Source organism: Allobosea sp. NPDC055332 (assembly GCF_053645455.1).
Map to the genome: position 1 here is coordinate 1 of NZ_JBSHMO010000007.1, position 18,514 is coordinate 18,514.

An 18,514-nucleotide genomic window follows, 5' to 3' on the forward strand; every position below is an offset into this window, starting at 1 on the left:
AAGCGCTCCGCCCTCTTCCGGAGCGCTCCCGCCAAAAACCACCCCACAATAACCACCACGACAGCATTGTCAGCCAACCAGAACGCTGATTTTCAAACCACAAACGCAATAATATGCGCCACAACCATCTGACATGTGCGGCGGAAACAATAATCAGGCGCTGTGACCGGACAGCGCCGACAGAACGAAAAGGCTACGCCGGGCCAGCAGCGAGAGGTGGCTATTGCTGCTATCGGGCCTCTGCCGGAACCTGTTCCTCCGGCTCCGCGAGCCGGCCACTCACCGTGCAGTGGGATCCCGCACAGGTGATATCCAGCACCTTGTGCGACGTGCCCAGGCAATTGGCGCGATAAACGACGAACGAATCCCGCTTCAACACGGTCTCGATCCTCGGCCTGACGCAACCTTGATCGAGGAGGGTGCGCTGCAGGTCACCGTCGGAGGCGAACGCGGCGGAAAGGCCACCCAGAAAAACCAGCGCCGGGGCGCTGCCCCGGCGCAGAGGGATGGACCGGCGCGATCCACCCCCGCGATATCGGATCACTTCGCTTTCTGGAGCTTGGTGACGGTGATCTGGCCGTTGACGCGGTCGGCGTCGAACTTGATCTTGTCGCCGGCCTTCAGCCCCTTCAGCATGGCCGGATCACCGGCGCGGAACACCATCGTCATGGCGTCCATGTCGAGATTCTTGATCGCGCCGTGATTGATGGTGAGCTTGCCCTGGGGCTCGTCGACCTTGGTGACCGTACCAGTGACCGACTGCGCCGCGGCCGGGAGGGCAAGGAGCAGAAAAGCGAGGGTGGCTGTCGTCCTGAGCATGGGATGCTCCTTTCGTGAGGCTTACTTGACGATGATCTTGCCGGTCATGCCGGCTTCGCGGTGGCCGGGGATCAGGCAGGAAAAGTCGAACTCGCCGACCTTGGTGAAGGCCCAGACGATCTCGCCAGTCTTCTTCGGCGACAAGCGCTTGGCGTTCGGATCGTCGTGCTCCATGTCGGGATTCTTCTGCATCTCGACCGCGTGCTTGAGGTTCTCCTCCAGCGTCGCCAGGACAAGCTCGTGGTCGAGTTCGCCATTGTTGCGCAGCTGGAAGCGGATCTGCTCGCCGCGGCGCACCTCGATCCGATCGGGGATGAAGGACATCTTGCCATCGCGCTCGGCCATCGCCACGGCAATGATGCGCGCGGGCTTCTTGGGATCGCCCGGCTTGCCATAGGCGGTCTCGTCGCCATGGCCGTGGCCGGCACCACCAGGGCCTGCCAGGGCAGAGCCGACGGAGAAGAGAAGTGCGATTGCGGCGAGCTTGAATGCTGTTCTCATGAGGCTCTCCTGCTAGAAGGTCGACGTCTTCAGTGGTTGGAATGCGGGTTCTTGGTGGCAGGCCGTGGCTTGCCGTCCGGCCCGAGGCTCGGCTTGCGCGGGTCTTTGACCCGCCACTCGGTCGGATCGATGCCGCTGTCGGGGGAGGTGCCGCGCGGCGCCTCGGCGAGCTTCTGGCCCTTGTATTCGAAGGCGACGGTGCCTTCCGGGTGCTTGAACCAGCCGGGGTCCTTGTAGTCGTTCTTGGCGAGACCTTCGCGGACCTTGACCACCGAGAACATGCCGCCCATCTCGACCGGGCCGAACTGGGCAAAGCCCGTCATCATCGGCAAGGTGTTGTCAGGCAGGGGCATTTCCATCGAGCCCATCTCGCCCATGCCGTTCGAGCCCATCGGCATGTAGCCCGGCGCGATCTTGGCGATGCGCTTGGCCAGGTCCTTCTTGCTCACGCCGATATAGTTCTTCACCGAATGCCCCATCGCATTCATGGTGTGGTGCGATTTGTGGCAGTGGATCGCCCAGTCGCCGGGCTCGTCGGCGACGAAGTCGAAGGCGCGCATCTGGCCGACGGCGCAGTCGATCGAGACCTCGTCCCAGGCCGCCGCGGGATCGACCCAGCCGCCATCGGTGCACGAGACCTTGAACTCGTAGCCGTGCATATGGATCGGGTGGTTGGTCATCGTCAGATTGCCGAAGCGGACCCTGACTTTGTCGTTCTTCCCGACCACGAGCGGGTCGATGCCCGGGAACACGCGGCTGTTCCAGCACCACATGTTGAACTCGGTCATCTCGGCGACGCGCGGTACATAGGAGCCGGGCTCGATGTCGAAGGCGTTGAGCAAAAAGACGAAGTCGCGGTCGACCCGGCGGAAAGCCGGGTCTTTGGGATGGACGACGAAGAAGCCCATCATGCCCATCGCCATCTGGACCATCTCGTCCGAATGCGGATGGTACATGTAGGTGCCCGAGCGCCGCAGCTGGAACTCGTAGACGAAGGTCTTGCCCGGCGGGATGTGCGGCTGCGTCAAACCGCCGACGCCGTCCATGCCGTTGGGCAGGCGCTGGCCGTGCCAGTGCACCGCCGTGCTCTCCGGCAGCTTGTTGGTGACGTAGATGCGGACCTTGTCGCCCTCGACCGCCTCGATCGTCGGTCCCGGCGACTGGCCGTTATAACCCCAGAGATAGCCCTTCATGCCGGGTGCGAACTCGCGCACCACCGGCTCGGCGACGAGATGGAACTCCTTCCAGTCGCCGTTCATCCGCCAGGGCAAGGTCCAGCCGTTCAGCGTCGCGACCGGCTGGTAGTCGGGGCCGGAGGTCGGCACCAGTGGGGCCTGCGTCGTTGCTTCCGCCATGGTCGGAGCCTCCGGCACGGCCGCGAAGGCTGTGCGTCCCGACACTGCGCCGGCTGCGGCGACGACGAGGCCGGAGGTGCCGATGAAGCCTCTGCGCGATAGCGTGGTCATGGTTCTGCTCCTTCCGCCCGCTCAGTGTCCGCCGCCGCCGGCATCGCCGCCGCCCGCAGCCGCGACTGTGGCCGAGCCGCCGCCTCCGCTGCCGCCGCCGATCAGCGCATGCTTGAAGTCGGTGTGGGCGATCCAGAAGTCGCGGCGGGCATTGATCGCCGCGACATTCGAGAGGATGCGGTTGCGCGCATCGGTGATGAGGTCGGTGACGTCGTTCAGCATGCCGCTGTATTGCAGCAGCGACTGCTCCTGGATGATCTTGCGCAGCGGCAGGACGTTGTTCTGATACTGCCGGGTGATGTCGTAATTGGCGCGGTAGGCGGTATAGGCCTCACGTGCCTCCGAGCGGGCATTGACCGCCTTCTCCGCCAGCCTGTTGGCCGCCTGCATGTAGGTCTGCTCGGCGAGCGCCACCTTGGACTGGCCGAAATCATAGATCGGGATGTCGATCTCCAGCTCCAACGTCCGGCTGCGGCTGGATTCCCGCTCGATATCACCATGGTCGTTGATGCTGCGGCCGCGGTCATAGGTGCGGCGTCCGAGCAGGTCGATGTCGTTGACGAAGCGGGTGGCATTGGCAAGGCCGAGCGACTTCGCCAGCGTGTCGAGCTCAGCCCGCGCGATCTGGATGTCGACGCGCTTGCGTAGCGCCTCGGCCTCGATCGCCTTGACCGACTGTAACCGGGGCAAGGGCGGCAGGCTGCCAAGCCGGAATTTCAGGTCGTTACCCCAGAGCCCGAGCTGGCGAACGAGCCGCTCGCGCTCCTGACTCTGCTGCTGGCGCGCCTGGGCCAGTTGCACCGTCAATTCGGCCTCGAAGGCGAATTCGCGGGCCTGGTCGATCTTGTTGACACCACCGGATTCGCCGAGCCGCTTGAACAACTCGGAAGCCGCGTCGGCGGAAGCCTTCGCCTCCTGGTAGAAGGTGACCTGGGCGTTGGCGGCGACTGCGCGGTAGTATTGGCGGCGGGCATCGGCAGCGAGCCGCAGCACCGCCTCGATCGCCCGCAATTGCGCGGTCTTGAAGCGATCGCCGGCGATCTCGGCCCTGGCCGGCAGGGTGATGAGCGCGAGCAGGCTGCCGACGATCTGGCGTTCGACCTCGACCTCGAAGCGGCCGGAGAGCTTGGAGATGCCGAAGCGCGGGTTGGGCGGCAAGCTGGCGGCGACCATCTGCGCCTCGGCGATGCCGAGTTCATTGAAGGACGCCTGCAGCCCGCGATTGCTGAGCAGCGCGACCTGGACGGCGCTGTCCGCCGTCAGCGGCTTGCGCAGGAGCTGGTCGACCCGCGCCTTCGCCGTGAGCGCGACTTGGTCGTCGCCGATCTTGACGACCTCCTTGCCGATCTCCGCGTAGGCGGCAGCCTGGATCGGCGTCATGCCGCCATCCGGCGAGAAGCCGGCGCAGCCGCCGAGCAGCGCCGCCGTCCCGGCGAGCAGGCCCCAGCGCAGCAGGCGGCGAGCATTCGGCGCGGTCGGAGCGGTCAAGGTCGGCCTTTCCAGCGATGGAGCGAACGAAGCAGTCAGTCGGACAGGCAGAATCATGATTTCGGCCCGACCCGGCGATTGAGCTCGCGCCAATCCTTGGGCTCTGCGGGGCGGAAGGTCGCGGCGCCGGCCGTCACGCTGCGATAGGAAACGGCGGGAACGCGAGCGTTCGGATCGGCCGGCCGCGCCAGGTGGTCTGGGACCGTGGCGGAGCAGGCGCCGAGCGCCAGAGCGACCGCCATCAGCAACGGCACCTTCACGAACATCACGATTCGGCATCCCCTGTTTCGATGCGACAGGGGTAGCAGCGGCCTTTCGCGGGCGTCCGTTACAAATTGTTTCAAAGCCGTGGGGGCGGCCGGACCGCGAGCGCGCTATTGTGCAGGCGATGAGATGGCAGGAGCCCGCTCGCGCGAGCATGAGTATTCCAACGGAACCACAAGCAGAGACGGCCTCGTCTCCCGCAGCGATGACCGCCGACGACCACGGCCATATCCTAGTGGTCGACGACGATCCGCAGATCAGGTTGCTCGTCGCGCGCTTCCTGCAGCGGCACGGCTATCAGGTCACCGGGGCTCCGGATGGACGCGCGATGCTGGAGGCGCTGGCGCACAGTGACATCGACCTGATCGTCCTCGACCTGATGCTGCCCGGCCGCTCCGGCGTCGATCTCTGCCGCGATGTGCGCGCAAGTTCGCAGGTGCCGATCGTTATGCTGACGGCGCGGGCGGAGGAGAGCGACCGCATCATCGGCTTGGAAGGCGGGGCGGATGACTACGTCACCAAGCCATTCAGCCCGCGCGAGCTCCTCGCCCGTATCCGGGCAGTGCTGCGCCGGGCGCGGGCGGGACGCGGCGCCGCCGTCACGCAGGCGAGCGCGATCGTGAGCTTCGAGGGCTGGCGCATGGATCTGCGGCGCCGCGAGCTGCAATCGCCTTCGGGGACGCTGATCGACCTGTCGACCGGCGAGTTCGACCTGCTCGTCGCCTTCGTCGAGCATGCCAACCGCGTCCTGTCGCGCGAGGCGCTGATGCAGTTCGCCAAGGCGCGGATGAGCGACGATCCCTTCGATCGCACGATCGACGTCCAGATCAGCCGCCTGCGCCGCAAGCTCGAAGCCGACAGCCGGGGCGGTCAGCTGATCAAGACGGTCCGCGGCGCCGGCTACCTGTTCGCCTCGCAGATCGATCATCAACGAGGGCAACCCGCTTGACGAAACTCGCCGAGCGGCTCTGGCCCGATACCGTCGCCAGCCGCGCCATCCTGATCCTGGTTGCGGCGCTGCTCGCTTTCCATCTGCTCGGCTACTGGGCCTATCGCGTCGGCGTCGAGAACCTCGCGACGGCAGGCCAGGATCGCGGCCTCGCCGAGCGCATCGTCTCGATCAAGCGGGCGATCGCCAGTCTGCCGCAGGCGCCGGAACGCGACCGCGTCGCGCACGATCTGTCGAGCGCCAGCCTCGAAGTGCACTGGAGCAAGGTCAGCCTGGTCCTCGGCACGGCTCCGATGACCGAGCGCACCCGTGCGATGGAGGCGCGGCTCAAGGAGCTGGCGCCGGAGCTGGCGGCGGAATCCTTCCGGGTCGGTTTCGCCGATGACGGCGCACTCGGCGCCGGCGAGGCCAATGCCTACAAGCATATGATGCTGGTCTCGGTCCGGCTCGACGACAGCTCCTGGGTCAATTTCTCCTCGTCGGCTCTGGGCGCCTCGCAGCATCTCGACTGGGGCCTGACCGCGATCATGATCTGCTTCGCAGTCGCCATCGTCGTCGTCGCGCTCCTGCTGCTGCGCTGGGCGACGCGGCCCTTGCGCGATCTAGCCGAGGCGGCCGAACGCTTCAGCCTCGATCAAACCCCTGAACCTCTTCCCGAAACCGGGCCCGTCGAGGTGCGCCGGGCCGCTCGCGCCTTCAACACGATGCGGGAGCGCATCCGGCATCTGGTCACCGAGAGGATGCAGGCAATGGCCGCCGTCTCGCATGATCTGCGCACGCCGATCACGCGCCTCAGGCTCCGCTCCGAGTTCCTGGATGACGAGGCGACCCGCAGCTTGATCGACGCCGATCTCGGCGAAATGGAAGCGATGATCGACTCGACCCTCGACTATCTGCGTGGCGGGACCTCCAGCGAGCCGCTGCGTCCGGTCGATCTCGCCTCGGTAATCGAGACCATCGTCGACGAACATGTCGACCAGGGTCACTTCGTCCTGCTGGTCGGGCTGAACTCCGCCCCGGTCTTCGGTAGACTGCTTTCCCTGAAGCGCGCTGCCTCCAACATCCTCGGAAATGCCGTGAAGTATGGCGAGGAGGCCAGGGTCAGCATCACCGATGCGGGCGATAGCTTCGCCGTCACTATCGAGGACAAGGGGCCGGGCATTGCCGAGGCCGATCGGGAGCGGGTGTTCCACCCCTTCGTCCGGCTGGAGGAATCGCGCGGCCGCCAGACTGGTGGCTCAGGCCTCGGCCTGACGATCGCGCTCGCCATCGCCCGCTCGCACGACGGAGCCATCGTGCTGGAGAACCGGCCCGAGGGCGGCCTGCGCGTCACGCTGTCGCTGCCGAAGCTGTCCGCATCCGGGCGCGACGAGGCTCCCGCGGCTTGACCGCAGCTCAGAGCCGCATGCCGCCATCGACCGCGATCTCTGCTCCGTTGATGTAACTGCCCTCGGGCGAGCAGAGCAGCAGCGCGATCCCGGCACAGTCATCGGCACGGCCGAGCCTGCCGAGCGGAATGCGCGCCAGCACCTGCTCCTCCCGTCCGGGCTGAGCCAGGACGGCGCGGTTGCGGTTCGTCAGAATCGCGCCGGGCTGGATGATATTGCAGGTGACATCAGGCGCCTGCAGGGTCCGCGCCAGATTGAGGATCATGGTGGTCTGCGCGGTTTTGGTCGCCGCGTAATAGAAATGCGTCGGATTGGGGCGCGCCTCCTGCACGCTGCCGATCGCGATGACCCGGCCGAAGCCACGCGCCAGCATGCCGGGCAGGAAGGCCTGCAGCAGTCGCACCGTCGCGAAGAGATTGATCTGCGTCTGCGCAGCCATCGCGGCTTCCGAGACCGCGTCCCAGGTCTCGAGGGTTTCGACGGAAGCGCAGAGAATGAGGATGTCGGGCGCGGTCCCGTTCGCCGTCAGTTCCACCGCCATGGCGGCAGGGGCCGCGGCCTCCGCGAGATCAGCGATCAGGGCCGATGCGGCAAGATTCTTCGCTTGCAGAGCGGCCGCCGCCGCGGTCGCAGCCGCGGCGTCCCGATCATGAATGACTGCATGCGCGCCGGCCTCGGCAAGCCGCGTCGCGATCGCGAGCCCGATCCCGCGAGCCGCGCCCGTGACAAGCGCGGTCCGTCCAGCCAGAACGCCCGCCATCAGCCGAGCAGCGGCTTCACGCGGGCGACCGCATCGTCCATCGCCTGCTGCGGCGGCTTGCGACCGAGTACGGCGGCCTGCGTTTCTTCGATGAAGATATCATGGGCGCGGGCCTGCTCGTCAAAGGCCGGCAGATGGATGCGCGAGGCCTTCAGCGCCGCAGCTTCGTCAGCGGCATAGGGCATCGCCGCCTTCAGCTTGTCATCGGCATAGGTCGAGATGCGGGTCGGTCCATTGCCGTTGAGTGCCATCGCCGTGGTGCCGGCCTTCGACGACAAAGCGCGGATCAGCTCCCAGCCCAGCGGCTTCTGCTTGGCGTTCTTCGGGATCATCAGCGACCAGAACTCGACCGTCGGCGCGAAGGCGACCTTGCCGGCAAGATCGGCGGCCATCGGCGGCAGCAGCGGTTTGAAGCGCCCGCCATACTTGCCCTTGGCCGGATCATTGTAGGAGACCAGCCGGGCGAACGGGTTGATCGTCATCGCTGCCCTGCCCTGCTGCATCCAGGTGGTGATCTCCTCATTGTTCACCGTGGCAAAATTCCGCGGCAGCACGCCGGTCTTGTAGAGATCGGCGAGGATGGTCAGCGCCTTGACCATGGCCGGCTCGTTGGCGGTGAGCTTGCCATCAGCGGTCATGTAGTCGCCGCCGAGGCAGCGCGAAAAGGTCAGGAAATTCGAGGCGAAGACGGCGGTGAAGGCGAGGCCGTGGACCTGCGTGCCGTCATCACGCTTGAAGGTGAGCTTGCGCGCCACCTCGACCAGTTCCTCGAAGCTCGCCGGCAGCTTGCTGACACCGCGCTCCTCCAGCAGCGCCTCGTTATAGATCAGCGCATTGGTGGCATGGCGCACCGGTATGCCATGCAGTGTGCCGTCGACCTTGAGTGGCGCGATCAGCCCCGGCGCGAAATCGTCGAAGGCCTCGATCGGCGCATCCTTCGTGAACGCATCGAGCGGCTCGAACAGCTTGAGATTGCGCGGCACGGCGCGGCCATTGACGAGATAGGCGACGTCGATCGAGGTCTCGGCCAGCGAGGCCTCGCGCAGCAGGCGCTCATGCACGGCGTTGACATCGCCGAAGGTGACCCAGTTGAGGTTCGCCCCGCTCGCCTTGCGGAAGGCTTCGGTGGCATCGCCGCCCGGCCCGGTCGTTGCCGCGGTCTGGTGGACGCGGTGGCCGAGAACGGTGAGCGTCTTCGCTTGGGCGAAGGCACGACCAGGCAAGGCGGCAGCAGCCACAGCCGCGCCAGCGAGAGCGCCGAACCTACGGCGCGAGATCGGAAAGGTCATGGCATTTCCTCCGGGCTTTTTAAGCCTTCGGTCAGGCCGGCAGCAGCGGCTGCACGCGCTTGACCAGCGAAGCCATCGCCTCCTCCGGCGTCTTCATGCCGAGTACTGCGGCTTCCGCCTCTTCCTTGAAGAGGTCTCCGGCGCGCGCCGCCTCATCGAAGGCCGGCAACGGCACGCGCGCCACTTTCAGCACCTTCAGCTCCTCGGCCGCATAAGGCACGGTTCCGGCGAAGCTCTGGTCGGCATAGGTCGAGGCACGCACCGGGCCGTTGCCGTTGAGAGCGGCCTTGAGCGTCGCCTCCTTCGAGGCCATCGCCTTGATGAAGCTCCAGGCGAGATCCTTGCGCTTGGCGTTCTTCGGGATGACCATGCCCCAGAACTCGACCTTGGCCGGGGCCGCATCGTACTTGCCCGCCAGCGTCTTCGAGGCCGGCACGGCGATCGTCTTGATCTTGCCGGAGAACTTCGACTTCTGCGGATCGTTGTAGATGCGATTGCGGCCCATGCTCTGCAGGCTCATTGCAGCGCGGCCCTGCTGCATCCAGACATTGACGTCCTCGGGCGAGAGCGTCGCGAAATTGCGCGGGAAGGCATTGGCCTGGAAAAGCTCGCGCAGCGTCCGGATCGCGTTCAGCATCGGCGGCTGGTCGGCGGCGCATTTGAAGTCGGGCGTGATGAACTCGCCATCCCAGGCGCGGGCGAGGTCGATCACATTGGGATAGGTCACGCCCGGCATGCACAGCCCGACGACCTGCGTACCGTCGGCGCGGCGGTAGCTGCAGGCCCTGGCGATCTCGATCATCTCCTCGATCGTCGCCGGCGGCTTGGAGAAGCCCTTCTCGGCTAGGATCTCCTCGTTGTAGTGCAGGCCTGAGGAGGCATGGCGGAACGGCACGGCGAGCTGCTTGCCGCCGACAGTCATGCCTTGCATCAGCCCGGGGAAGATATCGGCGGCATCCTCGAGCCGATCGCGCTTGAGATAGTCGTCGAGCGGCTCGAACAGGTTTGCCGCGCGGGGCACCACCTGCGTGTTGAGGACGAAGCCAACATCGACCGAGGTCTCGCCGAGGCTCGCCTCGCGAAACAGCCGCTCCTGCAACGGGCCGGTGTCGAAGGTCGTCCACTGGACGCTGGCGCCGTTCTTCGCGGCCCAGTCCCTGGTGATGTCGCCGCCCTGCGCGCCGGTCGCGACCGTCTGCATGACGCGATGAGCGAAGACGTTGAACGGCCCGCCTTGCTGCGCGCGGGCAGCGCCTGCGCCCAGCGTCCCGAAGCTCAGCCCGAGAACCCCTAAGCCGAACTGCCTACGGTTCAGTCCCGTCTCCGTGCTCATGCCTGTCCTCCCGATGGTTCGCGAGTTCCGCGATGGCGGCTTCTGCCGCTTCGAAATGCTTGCTCATGGCGGCGAAAGCCGCGGCCGGATCGCCGGCGCGGATCGCCTCGACGACGCAGACATGCCGCTGATAAGTGCGGCGCCAGTCGTCCCTGGTGCGCTTCTCGCGCGAATTGAAGATCTCCATGACCTCGCGGATCACCGGCCTGAGACCCCTGATCTGGAAGTCGAGCAGGCGATTGCCGGAGGACGCGGCGATGGCCTCGTGGAAATCGAGATCGGCCTCGATCCAGCGCGGCACATGGCCGAGCGCATCCTCCATGCGGGCGAGGATCAGGTCGAACTTCTCGATATCCTCCGCCGAGCGGCGTGCCGCGCTATGGGCCGCGATCGGCGGCTCGAGGATGCGGCGCAGTTCCACCGCCTCGGTCAGGCCATTGGCACGGCCGCGCACGGCGAAACGATAGAAGCGGTCGAGCGGAGCGGCATCGAGCGCCTGAATACGGGTCGGCTTGCCCTGCTGGATATGCACGACGCCCATCGCCGCGAGCTGGCGGATCGCTTCGCGGGCGATCGGCTTGCTGACGCCGAAGGAGGCGGCGATCCGCGCTTCCGACGGCAAGGCGTCGCCGGGCTTCAACCTGCCATCCTGGATCGCCTGGGTGATGCGCTGGATCACGGCATCGCCCAGCCGCATCGGCACGACGTCACCGCCGGCGAATGGGTCGTCGCCACCCAGCAGGGATGAAGCGGCATCGCTCATCGATCACCTCCGTCAGGGAGATCATTGACAGATGCCACTCAGCTTGGCAACTGTTCAACCTATCAGATAAGTTAAGCACTAAGAGGACGCCGCTTCATGTCGGCCAGCCGTATCGCGAAGATCACCGCGCATCCGCTACGGGCCACGCTGCCCAAGGTCCAGCGGACGTCGCAGGGCGACTATCCGGCGATCGAAATCGTCGTGGTCGAAGTCGAGACTGAGGACGGCGTAGTCGGCTTCGGCGAAGGGCTCTGCCGCCGCGGCGCCGCCGGCTATGCCCGCTTCATCGAGGAGGCGCTGGTGCCGCGGCTGATCGGGTGCGATGCCGCCGACCGGCGCGCGCTGTGGAAGACGATGCGCGCCGCCTTGTCCGGGCGCCCTGGCGGCCAGATCGTCGAGGCGATCGCCGCGGTCGACATCGCGCTCTGGGATATCGCCGGAAAGCAGGCCGGCCAACCGATCCACAAGCTGCTCGGTGGCATCGGGCGCACGGAAGTCGCTGCCTATGCCTCCTCGATCAACTGGCTCGACGATGCCACCGTCGAGGCCGAGGTCGCCGCCGTGCTCAAGGCCGGCTTCCGCGAGATCAAGGTCAAGCTCGGCCATCCGCTGCACGATGCGATCGCCCGCGCCAAGCTTGTCCGCAAGCTCGCCGGCGACGACATCGCTCTCTATGTCGATGCGAACTGGGCCTATGACGTCGACGATGCGCTGATCGTCGGGCGGGCGCTGGCCGATCTCGGCTACGGCTTCTTCGAGGAGCCGATCGCGCCGCAGGACCGCGAGGGCTATCGCCGGCTCGCCCAGCATCTGCCGATCCGGCTCGCGGCCGGCGAGAGCGACTTCGTCGCCTCGGACGCGCTGATCTCGCTGCAGGATCGCTCGCTCGGGCTGATTCAGCCGGACGTGACGCGCTCGGGCGGAATCAGCGAAACTTGGCGCATCTGTGAGCTCGCCGCCGCCTTCAACACGGCCTACGCCCCGCATGTCGGCTGGTCCGGCGCAATCTGCGTCGCCGCCAGCCTGCAGCTCGCCGCCGCGGCCGAGACCTTCCGCACCTTCGAGTGCATGGTCTACCAGAACCCGCTGCGCGACGCCTTCACCCATCCGATCGTCGGCGAAGGCTCGCAGCTTGCTGACGGTAAGCTCGCTGTCCCGCAGGGGCCGGGGCTCGGCATCGAGATCGACCGCGACGCGCTGGCGCGCTTCAGGATCGCGTGATGAGCGCCCGCACGCCCCTCTCAGCCATCGCGCTGGTCTCGCCGGTCCAATTGATGATCGGCGGCATCATCTTCCTGCCAGCGATCTATGTCTTCTGGCTCAGCCTCAACCAGTCCTCCTTCGGCCAGGCGGCGAGCTTCGTCGGCTTCGCCAACTACGCCAAGGTGCTGGGCGACGCCTATTTCTGGAAGGCGCTGATCAACACGGTGATCGTCGTCGCCGTGGTGGTGCATGTCGAGCTCCTGCTCGGCCTCGGCATGGCGCTGTTCTTCGCCTCCGGGGTGCCGTTTCGGGCGCTGCTGCTTGCGATCGTGCTCGCGCCCTATGCCGTCAGCGAAGTCTCGGCGGTGGTGATGTGGCGCTTCCTGTTCGAGCCGGATGTCGGGATGATGAGCCGGCTTCTGATGTCGCTCGGCCTGCCGCCGATCGAATGGGCGGTGAACCCGAGCCACGGGCTCGCCATGGTCAGCCTGCTCTCGATCTGGCTGCATCTGCCCTTCAGCTTCATCATCCTCTATGCCGCCCGGCTCTCGATACCCAGCGATCTCTATGAGGCCGCCGCGATCGACGGCGCCTCGCCCTGGATCTCGTTTCGCCGGATCACGCTGCCACTGCTGATGCCGGCGCTGCTGATCGCGGCCCTGTTCCGCTACATCTTCGCCTTCCGGCTGTTCTCCGAGGTCTGGCTGATGACCGGCGGCGGTCCGGCACGCTCGACCGAGGTTATGGCGGTCTATCTCTATCTCGAGGCCTTCCGCTACAACGCCTTCGGCCCGGCCGCCGCCACAGGCTGGCTCCTGGTGCTCGCCTCGCTCCTGCTCGCGCTGTTCTATCTGCGCCGGCTCTACAGGGAGATGTTCGCGCGTGCCTAAGCTTCTGCGCCATCTCCTCAAGCTCGTCGGCGTCCTTGCCATCATCGCCTGGTCGCTGGTGCCGATCGGCCTGATCGCCATGTCGTCCTTCAAGGCCGACCGCGACATCTTTTCGACCTCCGGCACCTTCTCCTTCTCGCCGACCTTCGCGAACTATCAGGCGCTGTGGAGCCGCTGGGGCGATTTCTTCTTCGGCCTGTGGAACAGCTTCCTGGTCACGGTCGGCGCGACCGTGCTCGCCGTCGGCGTTTCGCTGCTCGCCGGCTTCGCCTATTCGCGCTTCGCCTCGAAGGGCCTGCAGGCCTCCGCCTTCTTCCTGATCTTCATCCGCCTGATCCCGCCGATCGTGATCACCCTGCCGCTCTTTCCGGTGGTGAACTGGCTCGGCCTCAACGACACGCATTTCGTGCTGATCGTGCTCTACGCCACCTTCTTCGTCTCGCTCGGCACGGTGGTGATGCGCACCTTCATCGACCAGATCCCGCGCGAGCTCGACGAGGCCGCGATGATGGACGGCGCCTCGCAAATGCAGATCATCGCCAAGGTGATCCTGCCGATGGCGGCGCAGGGCATGCTCGCCGTCTCGGTCTTCGTCATCGTCTACGCCTGGAACGAGTTCCTCTTCGCCTTCATCTTCACCACCACCAAGGCGAAGACCGCGCCATTGGTGATCTCCGAGATGATCGGCGCCGTCGAAGGCGTCGAATGGGGCGTGCTCTTCGCCGCCTCGACCGTGCAGCTCGTGCCGGTGCTGGCCTTCGTCATCCTCATGCAGAAGCATCTCGTCGCCGGCCTGACCGCCGGCGCGGTGAAGGGGTAGGACCATGACCCAGCTCGACGACTTCAGACGCGCCATCCGCGAGGCCGACCCGCAGCTCAGCCGTTTCGATCCCCTGCCCCGCATCATCTGCCTCGACGATTTCGACCGCGGCATGTGTGGCTGGACCCAGCTCGTCGGCAATTACGAGGACAGCCTCGACGCAATGCTGCCGGGCTATGCCCAGCACAGCCACGCCATGCTCTCGACCCTGCCGAACTGGGATTTCGGCTCGCATGGTGGCGTCGACGGCTCCTATGCGCTGAAGATCGCGACGCGTCCGAAGAAGGGCGCGCAGAACGTCGCGATCAAGCGCCTGACCTTCCGCCGGGCGGGACCGATCCGGCTCGAGGCCTATTTCACCTTCAAGCCCGAGGCGACCGAGCTGCAGCTCTCGGAGACCGACATCCGCTCCTTCGGCTTCCTCTACGATCTCCAGATCGGCGATACCTCAGGGCCGGGCGATCGCGTCATGCCGCATTTGCGCTTCCTCAACGCGCAGGACGGCCAGCATATCCAGAGATGGCAGTTCAAACGCAGGACGGCGCCGATCAAGCCGATCGGAACGGCCGGCAAGACGATCACCCACTACCACCTTGCTCCCGACGACTGGGAAGACCTGCCCGGCGGCGAGCAGCGGCTCTGCTACAACGAGATTCCGACCAAGGTGAACTGGCACTATCTACGCTTCGATTTCGACCTCGCCGCGATGCAGGCGACACGCTTCCAGGTGAACGATCGCGTCTTCGCCATGGACGGCTTCGACTGCATCCGCATCCCCGCGATGAAGAATCTCTGGTGCATGCTCAATCTCGCCTTCTTCGCCGAGACCGACACCGACAAGCGCGCCTTCGCCTATCTCGATTCCGTCTGCCTGTCGGGAGAGTTCTGATGCTGCCGGAGAACCTGACCGCCGTCGTCGCCCGCAACGAAACCTGGACCGGCGAAGCTGCGACTGAACCCTACGAGGCCGGCTGGGCCAAGGAAGCGATCGTTTTCGTCCGCGCGCTAAAAGAGCCGAAGGGACAACTGCCGAAGGCTCGCATTGAGATCTCGGCCGACGGCATGCATTGGTGCCGTGAGGGTTCCGAGTTCGATCTGCCGGCTGCGAAGGACGCCGTGACCTTCCAGCGCCTCGCCCATTTCGGCAATTTCCTGCGCGTCGGCGCGACGCTGCCGGATGGCGCCGAGATCACCGTGCTGGTGACGCTGCACCTGAAGGCCTGAAGCGCGAACTCAGCACGCGCTCCAGGCCGTCGGATGCTCCAACCTCATTTGTCGAGCGGGAAGATCGGCCGGCGCGCCCGGCGATAGGGCAGCTTGCTCAGGTCGGGCGTGCAGAGCGCGCCGCTGTCGCAGACGATCACCTTGCCGGCGATCGCCTCGAAGGCGGCGCGGAAATGCTGCATCGACTTCAGGCCGACAACCCGCTTGGCCGCCGGGTCGATGCCGAAGGCGCGGAACTGCTGCAGGTCGTTCATCTGGGCGCGGATCGTCGTGACCAGAATCTCGATCCCGCCGACCCGCAGCACCGCGCACGGCCCCCAGCTCGCCTGCAGCCCGCCGAGCATCGGGCCGTCGCCGACATAATCGCCGTCTGAGATGCTGACGAGCGCGCCGGTAAGGTCGAGCGGACCACCGCCGATCTCCGGATCGACCTTGCCGCCGAGCCGGACCGAGACCGTCGCGCCGGGCTTTTGCCGATGCAGTTCGGCGGCCACCTCCGGATCGACGATCGGGCCGAAGCAGGCATCCTGCAGATCGGCGGCGATCATGCCGCCCAGCAAGCCGGTCGCGTCGCCATAGCCGCCGCCGCCGGGATTGTCGGCGTAGTCGGCGATGATCAGCGGGCCCGAGGTCGCGACATAGGCCGCAGCTTCCGCGACCGCATCCTCGACAGAGAGGAAAGGCGTGATGATCTCGAAGCGACGCTGCCACATATCCTCGGCGAGCGCATCGGCGAAGGCGCGATGGCGCTCATGATCGCCCTGGCAGGTGACGAGTACAGTCGGTCCGACCTCGGCGATATCGGCATTGCCGAAGCCGCCATTGACGCTGACGGCGAAGACATCCGTCTCCTTCTCATAGGTCTTCGCCTTGGCGATGCGCTCGACCATCGGGCCGATATCGGTGCGCCCGCCATTGACCTCCTCCAGCATCGGTCGGTCGGCGCGCAGCGTCACCGGTTTGATCTCGCCGGCAAGCGTGCGCTGCATGATCCCCGCCGCCAGCCGGCCGGTCTCACGGACATCGACATGCGGATAGGTCTTGTAGGAGACGACGATGTCGGCGAGATCGGTCATCTTGCGGGTGACGTTGGCGTGCGGGTCGAGCGTGACCCCGACCGGCACGTCCCTGCCGAGCACGGCGCGCAGCCGCTCCAGGAGCTCGCCCTCGCCGTCCTCGCAGAACTCGGTGACCATGGCGCCGTGCAAACCGAGCAGCACGCCGTCGATCGCACCGGCATGGGCCTTGGCCGTCTCGACGATCACGCCTGCTATGCGGTCGAAAGCGTCGCGCGTCACCGGCCCGGACGGCTGGGCGGCGGCGCTGATCGCATGGACGACGCACCAGCCGGCCGGGCGGCCGACATCGAGGAAACCAGCGATCGGCGTGTTGGCCTCGCCACGCGCGGCGATCGCCGCCTCGCCCAGGGCGAAGCCGCGATCCTGGAAGGCGGCATAGTCGGCCGGGCAGCGGCTGAACGTGTTGCTCTCATGCGCGAATTCGGCGGTCAGCACGGTGTAGCTCATGGCGGTCCTCTCAAGCGTTCGCGGACAAGACGGTCAGCCGTCGCGCAGCGGCCGGCGGATATCGAGGGCCTCGATCAGCGCATCGCCAAACAGGTTGATGGCGATCACGGTCGTCGCGATGACGAGGCCGGGGAAGATGATGATCCAAGGTGCGATGAAGATCTGGGCGGTGCCGGAACTCATCATTGCGCCCCAGGACGGGGTCGGCGGCTGGGCACCGAGGCCGAAGAAGCCGAGCGTCGCCTCGAGCACGATGGCGTCGCCCGTCGCCAGCATTCCGGCGACGATGACCGGCGTCATCGCGTTCGGCAGCAGATGCAGGAAGAGGATGCGGGCCGGGCTCGCACCGGCCGTCACCGCGGCATCGACGAAGAGCTCGCCCCTGAGCGCCATCACCTGCGCCCGGGTCAGCCGCGTGAACTGGGCGAGATAGGCAATGGCGATCGCAATCGCGGTGGAATGTAGCCCCGGCCCGAGGATCGCGATCAGGATCAGCGCCAGCAGGATCTCGGGGAAGGACCAGGTCAGGTCGACGATGACGGTGACGATGCGGTCGAAGGCGCCGCCGAAATAGCCGGCAGCCGCGCCGAGCGTCGCTCCCGCAAGCACCGAGAGTGCGATCGAGAACACGCTGACGCTGAGCGAGGTGCGGGCGCCCTGGATGATGCGCGAGAGCAGATCACGGCCGAACTCGTCGGTGCCGAGCCAATGTGCCGCTGAGGGCGGGGTGTTGGCGAGGCTGAGCTTCTGCGCCGCGTAGTCATAGGGCGCGACCCAGGGTGCGAAGAGCGCACAGAACGCCAGCCCGATCAGGAACAGGGCGCAGAGCGCGCCGCGTGGCGAACGCGCCAGGCGGGCGGCGAGCGACGAGCGGCTCATCGTGCCCCCATGGTTTCACGCAGGCGCGGATCGAGCGCCGCCTGGGCGAGATCGCCGAGCAGTGTGCCGAGCATCACGGCGATTGCGAGCATCAGCAGGCAGCCCTGCACCAGCGGATAGTCGCGCTGCCCGAGCGCCGTGATCAGCAGCGAGCCGAGCCCCGGCCGGGCGAAGACGTATTCGACCGTCACGGCCCCGCCGAGGATCCAGCCGATGCGCAGGCCGAGAATGGTCATCACCGGCAGCAGCGCCTGCTGCAGGACATGGCGCAGCTGGATGCGCCAGAAGGACAGGCCCTTGGCCTGGAGGACGCGGACGAAGTCGCGCCCGGCGATCTCGACCATGGCGGCGCGGGCGACGCGCGCGATCAACGCCGTGCCGCCGATGCCGATGGTCAGCGCCGGCAGTACCAGCGCGTCCCAGCTGCGGGCGCCCGAAACCGGGAACCATTCGAACTGCACCGCAAACATCAGGATCATCAGCAGCGCCAGCCAGAAGCTCGGCAATGTCGAACCAAGCAGGATGAAGCCCATCACCGCCCGGTCGAACAGACTGTCTCGGAAGGAAGCGGCGAGCACGCCGGTGACGATCCCGACGGTGGTGGAGAAGACCAGCGCCGCGCCGCCGAGCGCGAGACTATGCGGCAGGTTCTCGGCGATCAGCTGCGCCACCGGCTGACGCATCACGATGGCGTCGCCGAGATCGCCGGCGACGACCTTGGCAAGCCAGCGCCCGTACTGCACGAGGAGCGGCTGGTCGAGGCCGTAGCGGGCGATCATCTGCGCGCGCTGCTCGGGCGAGGAGCCGACCTGGATCAGATGCTCCAGCGGATCGCCCGGCACGAGATGGACAATCATGAAGATCACCAGCGAGACGGCCAGGAACACCGGCACGAGCATGGCGAGCCGCCGGATCGCGAAGCGCAGCAAGGGCTCTCTCCCTTAGGCGCGTT

Annotated in this window: 19 protein-coding genes; 7 read left to right on the forward strand and 12 right to left on the reverse strand. The window is 66.4% G+C overall.

Annotation, left to right across the window (positions count from 1 at the left end):
• Positions 1–540 precede the first annotated feature (540 nt).
• From ACWIGM_RS30170 to ACWIGM_RS30190, 5 genes are read right to left on the reverse strand one after another with little or no spacing between them, the layout of a single operon-like run.
• On the reverse strand, positions 541–819 hold the full coding sequence (locus tag ACWIGM_RS30170; RefSeq protein WP_454029674.1) for a copper-binding protein: 279 nt from the start codon (positions 817–819) through the stop codon (positions 541–543).
• A gap of 21 nt (positions 820–840) precedes the next feature.
• Positions 841–1,320 (reverse strand): cupredoxin domain-containing protein, encoded by a 480-nt coding sequence (locus tag ACWIGM_RS30175; RefSeq protein ID WP_454029675.1) that lies wholly within the window; start codon positions 1,318–1,320, stop codon positions 841–843.
• 29 nt (positions 1,321–1,349) lie between these two features.
• Positions 1,350–2,786, reverse strand: a complete 1,437-nt coding sequence (locus ACWIGM_RS30180) for a multicopper oxidase family protein (protein ID WP_454029676.1) — start codon at positions 2,784–2,786, stop codon at positions 1,350–1,352.
• 21 nt (positions 2,787–2,807) lie between these two features.
• Complete coding sequence (locus ACWIGM_RS30185) at positions 2,808–4,274, reverse strand: TolC family protein (RefSeq protein WP_454029677.1); 1,467 nt, start codon at positions 4,272–4,274, stop codon at positions 2,808–2,810.
• Between the two features lie 53 nt (positions 4,275–4,327).
• On the reverse strand, positions 4,328–4,543 hold the full coding sequence (locus ACWIGM_RS30190) for a hypothetical protein (RefSeq protein ID WP_454029678.1): 216 nt from the start codon (positions 4,541–4,543) through the stop codon (positions 4,328–4,330).
• 149 nt (positions 4,544–4,692) lie between these two features.
• Here ACWIGM_RS30190 and ACWIGM_RS30195 point away from each other — a divergent pair, with 149 nt between their 5' ends.
• Both ACWIGM_RS30195 and ACWIGM_RS30200 read left to right on the forward strand, forming a co-directional pair.
• Positions 4,693–5,487 (forward strand): response regulator, encoded by a 795-nt coding sequence (locus ACWIGM_RS30195; RefSeq protein WP_454029679.1) that lies wholly within the window; start codon positions 4,693–4,695, stop codon positions 5,485–5,487.
• On the forward strand, positions 5,484–6,875 hold the full coding sequence (locus ACWIGM_RS30200; protein WP_454029680.1) for an ATP-binding protein: 1,392 nt from the start codon (positions 5,484–5,486) through the stop codon (positions 6,873–6,875). The genes ACWIGM_RS30195 and ACWIGM_RS30200 overlap by 4 nt, the downstream gene beginning before the upstream one ends.
• Positions 6,876–6,882: 7 nt before the next feature.
• Here the strand turns inward: ACWIGM_RS30200 and ACWIGM_RS30205 are convergent, their stop codons facing one another.
• From ACWIGM_RS30205 to ACWIGM_RS30220, 4 genes are read right to left on the reverse strand one after another with little or no spacing between them, the layout of a single operon-like run.
• The gene (locus tag ACWIGM_RS30205; protein WP_454029681.1) at positions 6,883–7,635 is read right to left on the reverse strand and encodes an SDR family NAD(P)-dependent oxidoreductase; all 753 of its coding nucleotides are present in this window, start codon (positions 7,633–7,635) and stop codon (positions 6,883–6,885) included.
• Positions 7,635–8,924 carry an ABC transporter substrate-binding protein gene (locus ACWIGM_RS30210; RefSeq protein WP_454029682.1) on the reverse strand — a complete coding sequence of 430 codons (1,290 nt, stop codon included), beginning with the start codon at positions 8,922–8,924 and terminating at the stop codon, positions 7,635–7,637. Before ACWIGM_RS30210 ends, ACWIGM_RS30205 begins: the two co-directional genes overlap by 1 nt.
• Positions 8,925–8,955: 31 nt before the next feature.
• The gene (locus ACWIGM_RS30215) at positions 8,956–10,257 is read right to left on the reverse strand and encodes an ABC transporter substrate-binding protein (protein ID WP_454029683.1); all 1,302 of its coding nucleotides are present in this window, start codon (positions 10,255–10,257) and stop codon (positions 8,956–8,958) included.
• Positions 10,229–11,020, reverse strand: coding sequence for a FadR/GntR family transcriptional regulator (locus tag ACWIGM_RS30220; RefSeq protein ID WP_454029684.1), 792 nt, complete (start codon positions 11,018–11,020; stop codon positions 10,229–10,231). The genes ACWIGM_RS30215 and ACWIGM_RS30220 overlap by 29 nt, the downstream gene beginning before the upstream one ends.
• Positions 11,021–11,116: 96 nt before the next feature.
• Between ACWIGM_RS30220 and ACWIGM_RS30225 the strand changes: the two genes are divergently transcribed.
• Genes ACWIGM_RS30225 through ACWIGM_RS30245 form a run of 5 tightly spaced genes read left to right on the forward strand, consistent with a single transcriptional unit; the run spans position 11,117 to position 15,157 of the window.
• Positions 11,117–12,241 carry a mandelate racemase/muconate lactonizing enzyme family protein gene (locus ACWIGM_RS30225; protein ID WP_454029685.1) on the forward strand — a complete coding sequence of 375 codons (1,125 nt, stop codon included), beginning with the start codon at positions 11,117–11,119 and terminating at the stop codon, positions 12,239–12,241.
• On the forward strand, positions 12,241–13,113 hold the full coding sequence (locus ACWIGM_RS30230) for a carbohydrate ABC transporter permease (protein WP_454029686.1): 873 nt from the start codon (positions 12,241–12,243) through the stop codon (positions 13,111–13,113). Before ACWIGM_RS30225 ends, ACWIGM_RS30230 begins: the two co-directional genes overlap by 1 nt.
• Positions 13,106–13,933 carry a carbohydrate ABC transporter permease gene (locus tag ACWIGM_RS30235; protein ID WP_454029687.1) on the forward strand — a complete coding sequence of 276 codons (828 nt, stop codon included), beginning with the start codon at positions 13,106–13,108 and terminating at the stop codon, positions 13,931–13,933. Before ACWIGM_RS30230 ends, ACWIGM_RS30235 begins: the two co-directional genes overlap by 8 nt.
• Positions 13,934–13,937: 4 nt before the next feature.
• Positions 13,938–14,822, forward strand: coding sequence for a DUF6772 family protein (locus ACWIGM_RS30240; RefSeq protein ID WP_454029688.1), 885 nt, complete (start codon positions 13,938–13,940; stop codon positions 14,820–14,822).
• The gene (locus ACWIGM_RS30245) at positions 14,822–15,157 is read left to right on the forward strand and encodes a hypothetical protein (protein ID WP_454029689.1); all 336 of its coding nucleotides are present in this window, start codon (positions 14,822–14,824) and stop codon (positions 15,155–15,157) included. The genes ACWIGM_RS30240 and ACWIGM_RS30245 overlap by 1 nt, the downstream gene beginning before the upstream one ends.
• 44 nt (positions 15,158–15,201) lie before the next feature.
• Here the strand turns inward: ACWIGM_RS30245 and ACWIGM_RS30250 are convergent, their stop codons facing one another.
• From ACWIGM_RS30250 to ACWIGM_RS30260, 3 genes are read right to left on the reverse strand one after another with little or no spacing between them, the layout of a single operon-like run.
• Positions 15,202–16,683 (reverse strand): M81 family metallopeptidase, encoded by a 1,482-nt coding sequence (locus tag ACWIGM_RS30250; protein WP_454029690.1) that lies wholly within the window; start codon positions 16,681–16,683, stop codon positions 15,202–15,204.
• A 33-nt stretch (positions 16,684–16,716) separates the two neighbouring features.
• Positions 16,717–17,562: an ABC transporter permease gene (locus ACWIGM_RS30255; protein WP_454029691.1), complete on the reverse strand. Its 846-nt coding sequence runs from the start codon at positions 17,560–17,562 to the stop codon at positions 16,717–16,719.
• Positions 17,559–18,491, reverse strand: coding sequence for an ABC transporter permease (locus tag ACWIGM_RS30260; RefSeq protein ID WP_454029692.1), 933 nt, complete (start codon positions 18,489–18,491; stop codon positions 17,559–17,561). The genes ACWIGM_RS30255 and ACWIGM_RS30260 overlap by 4 nt, the downstream gene beginning before the upstream one ends.
• Positions 18,492–18,514: the final 23 nt, after the last annotated feature.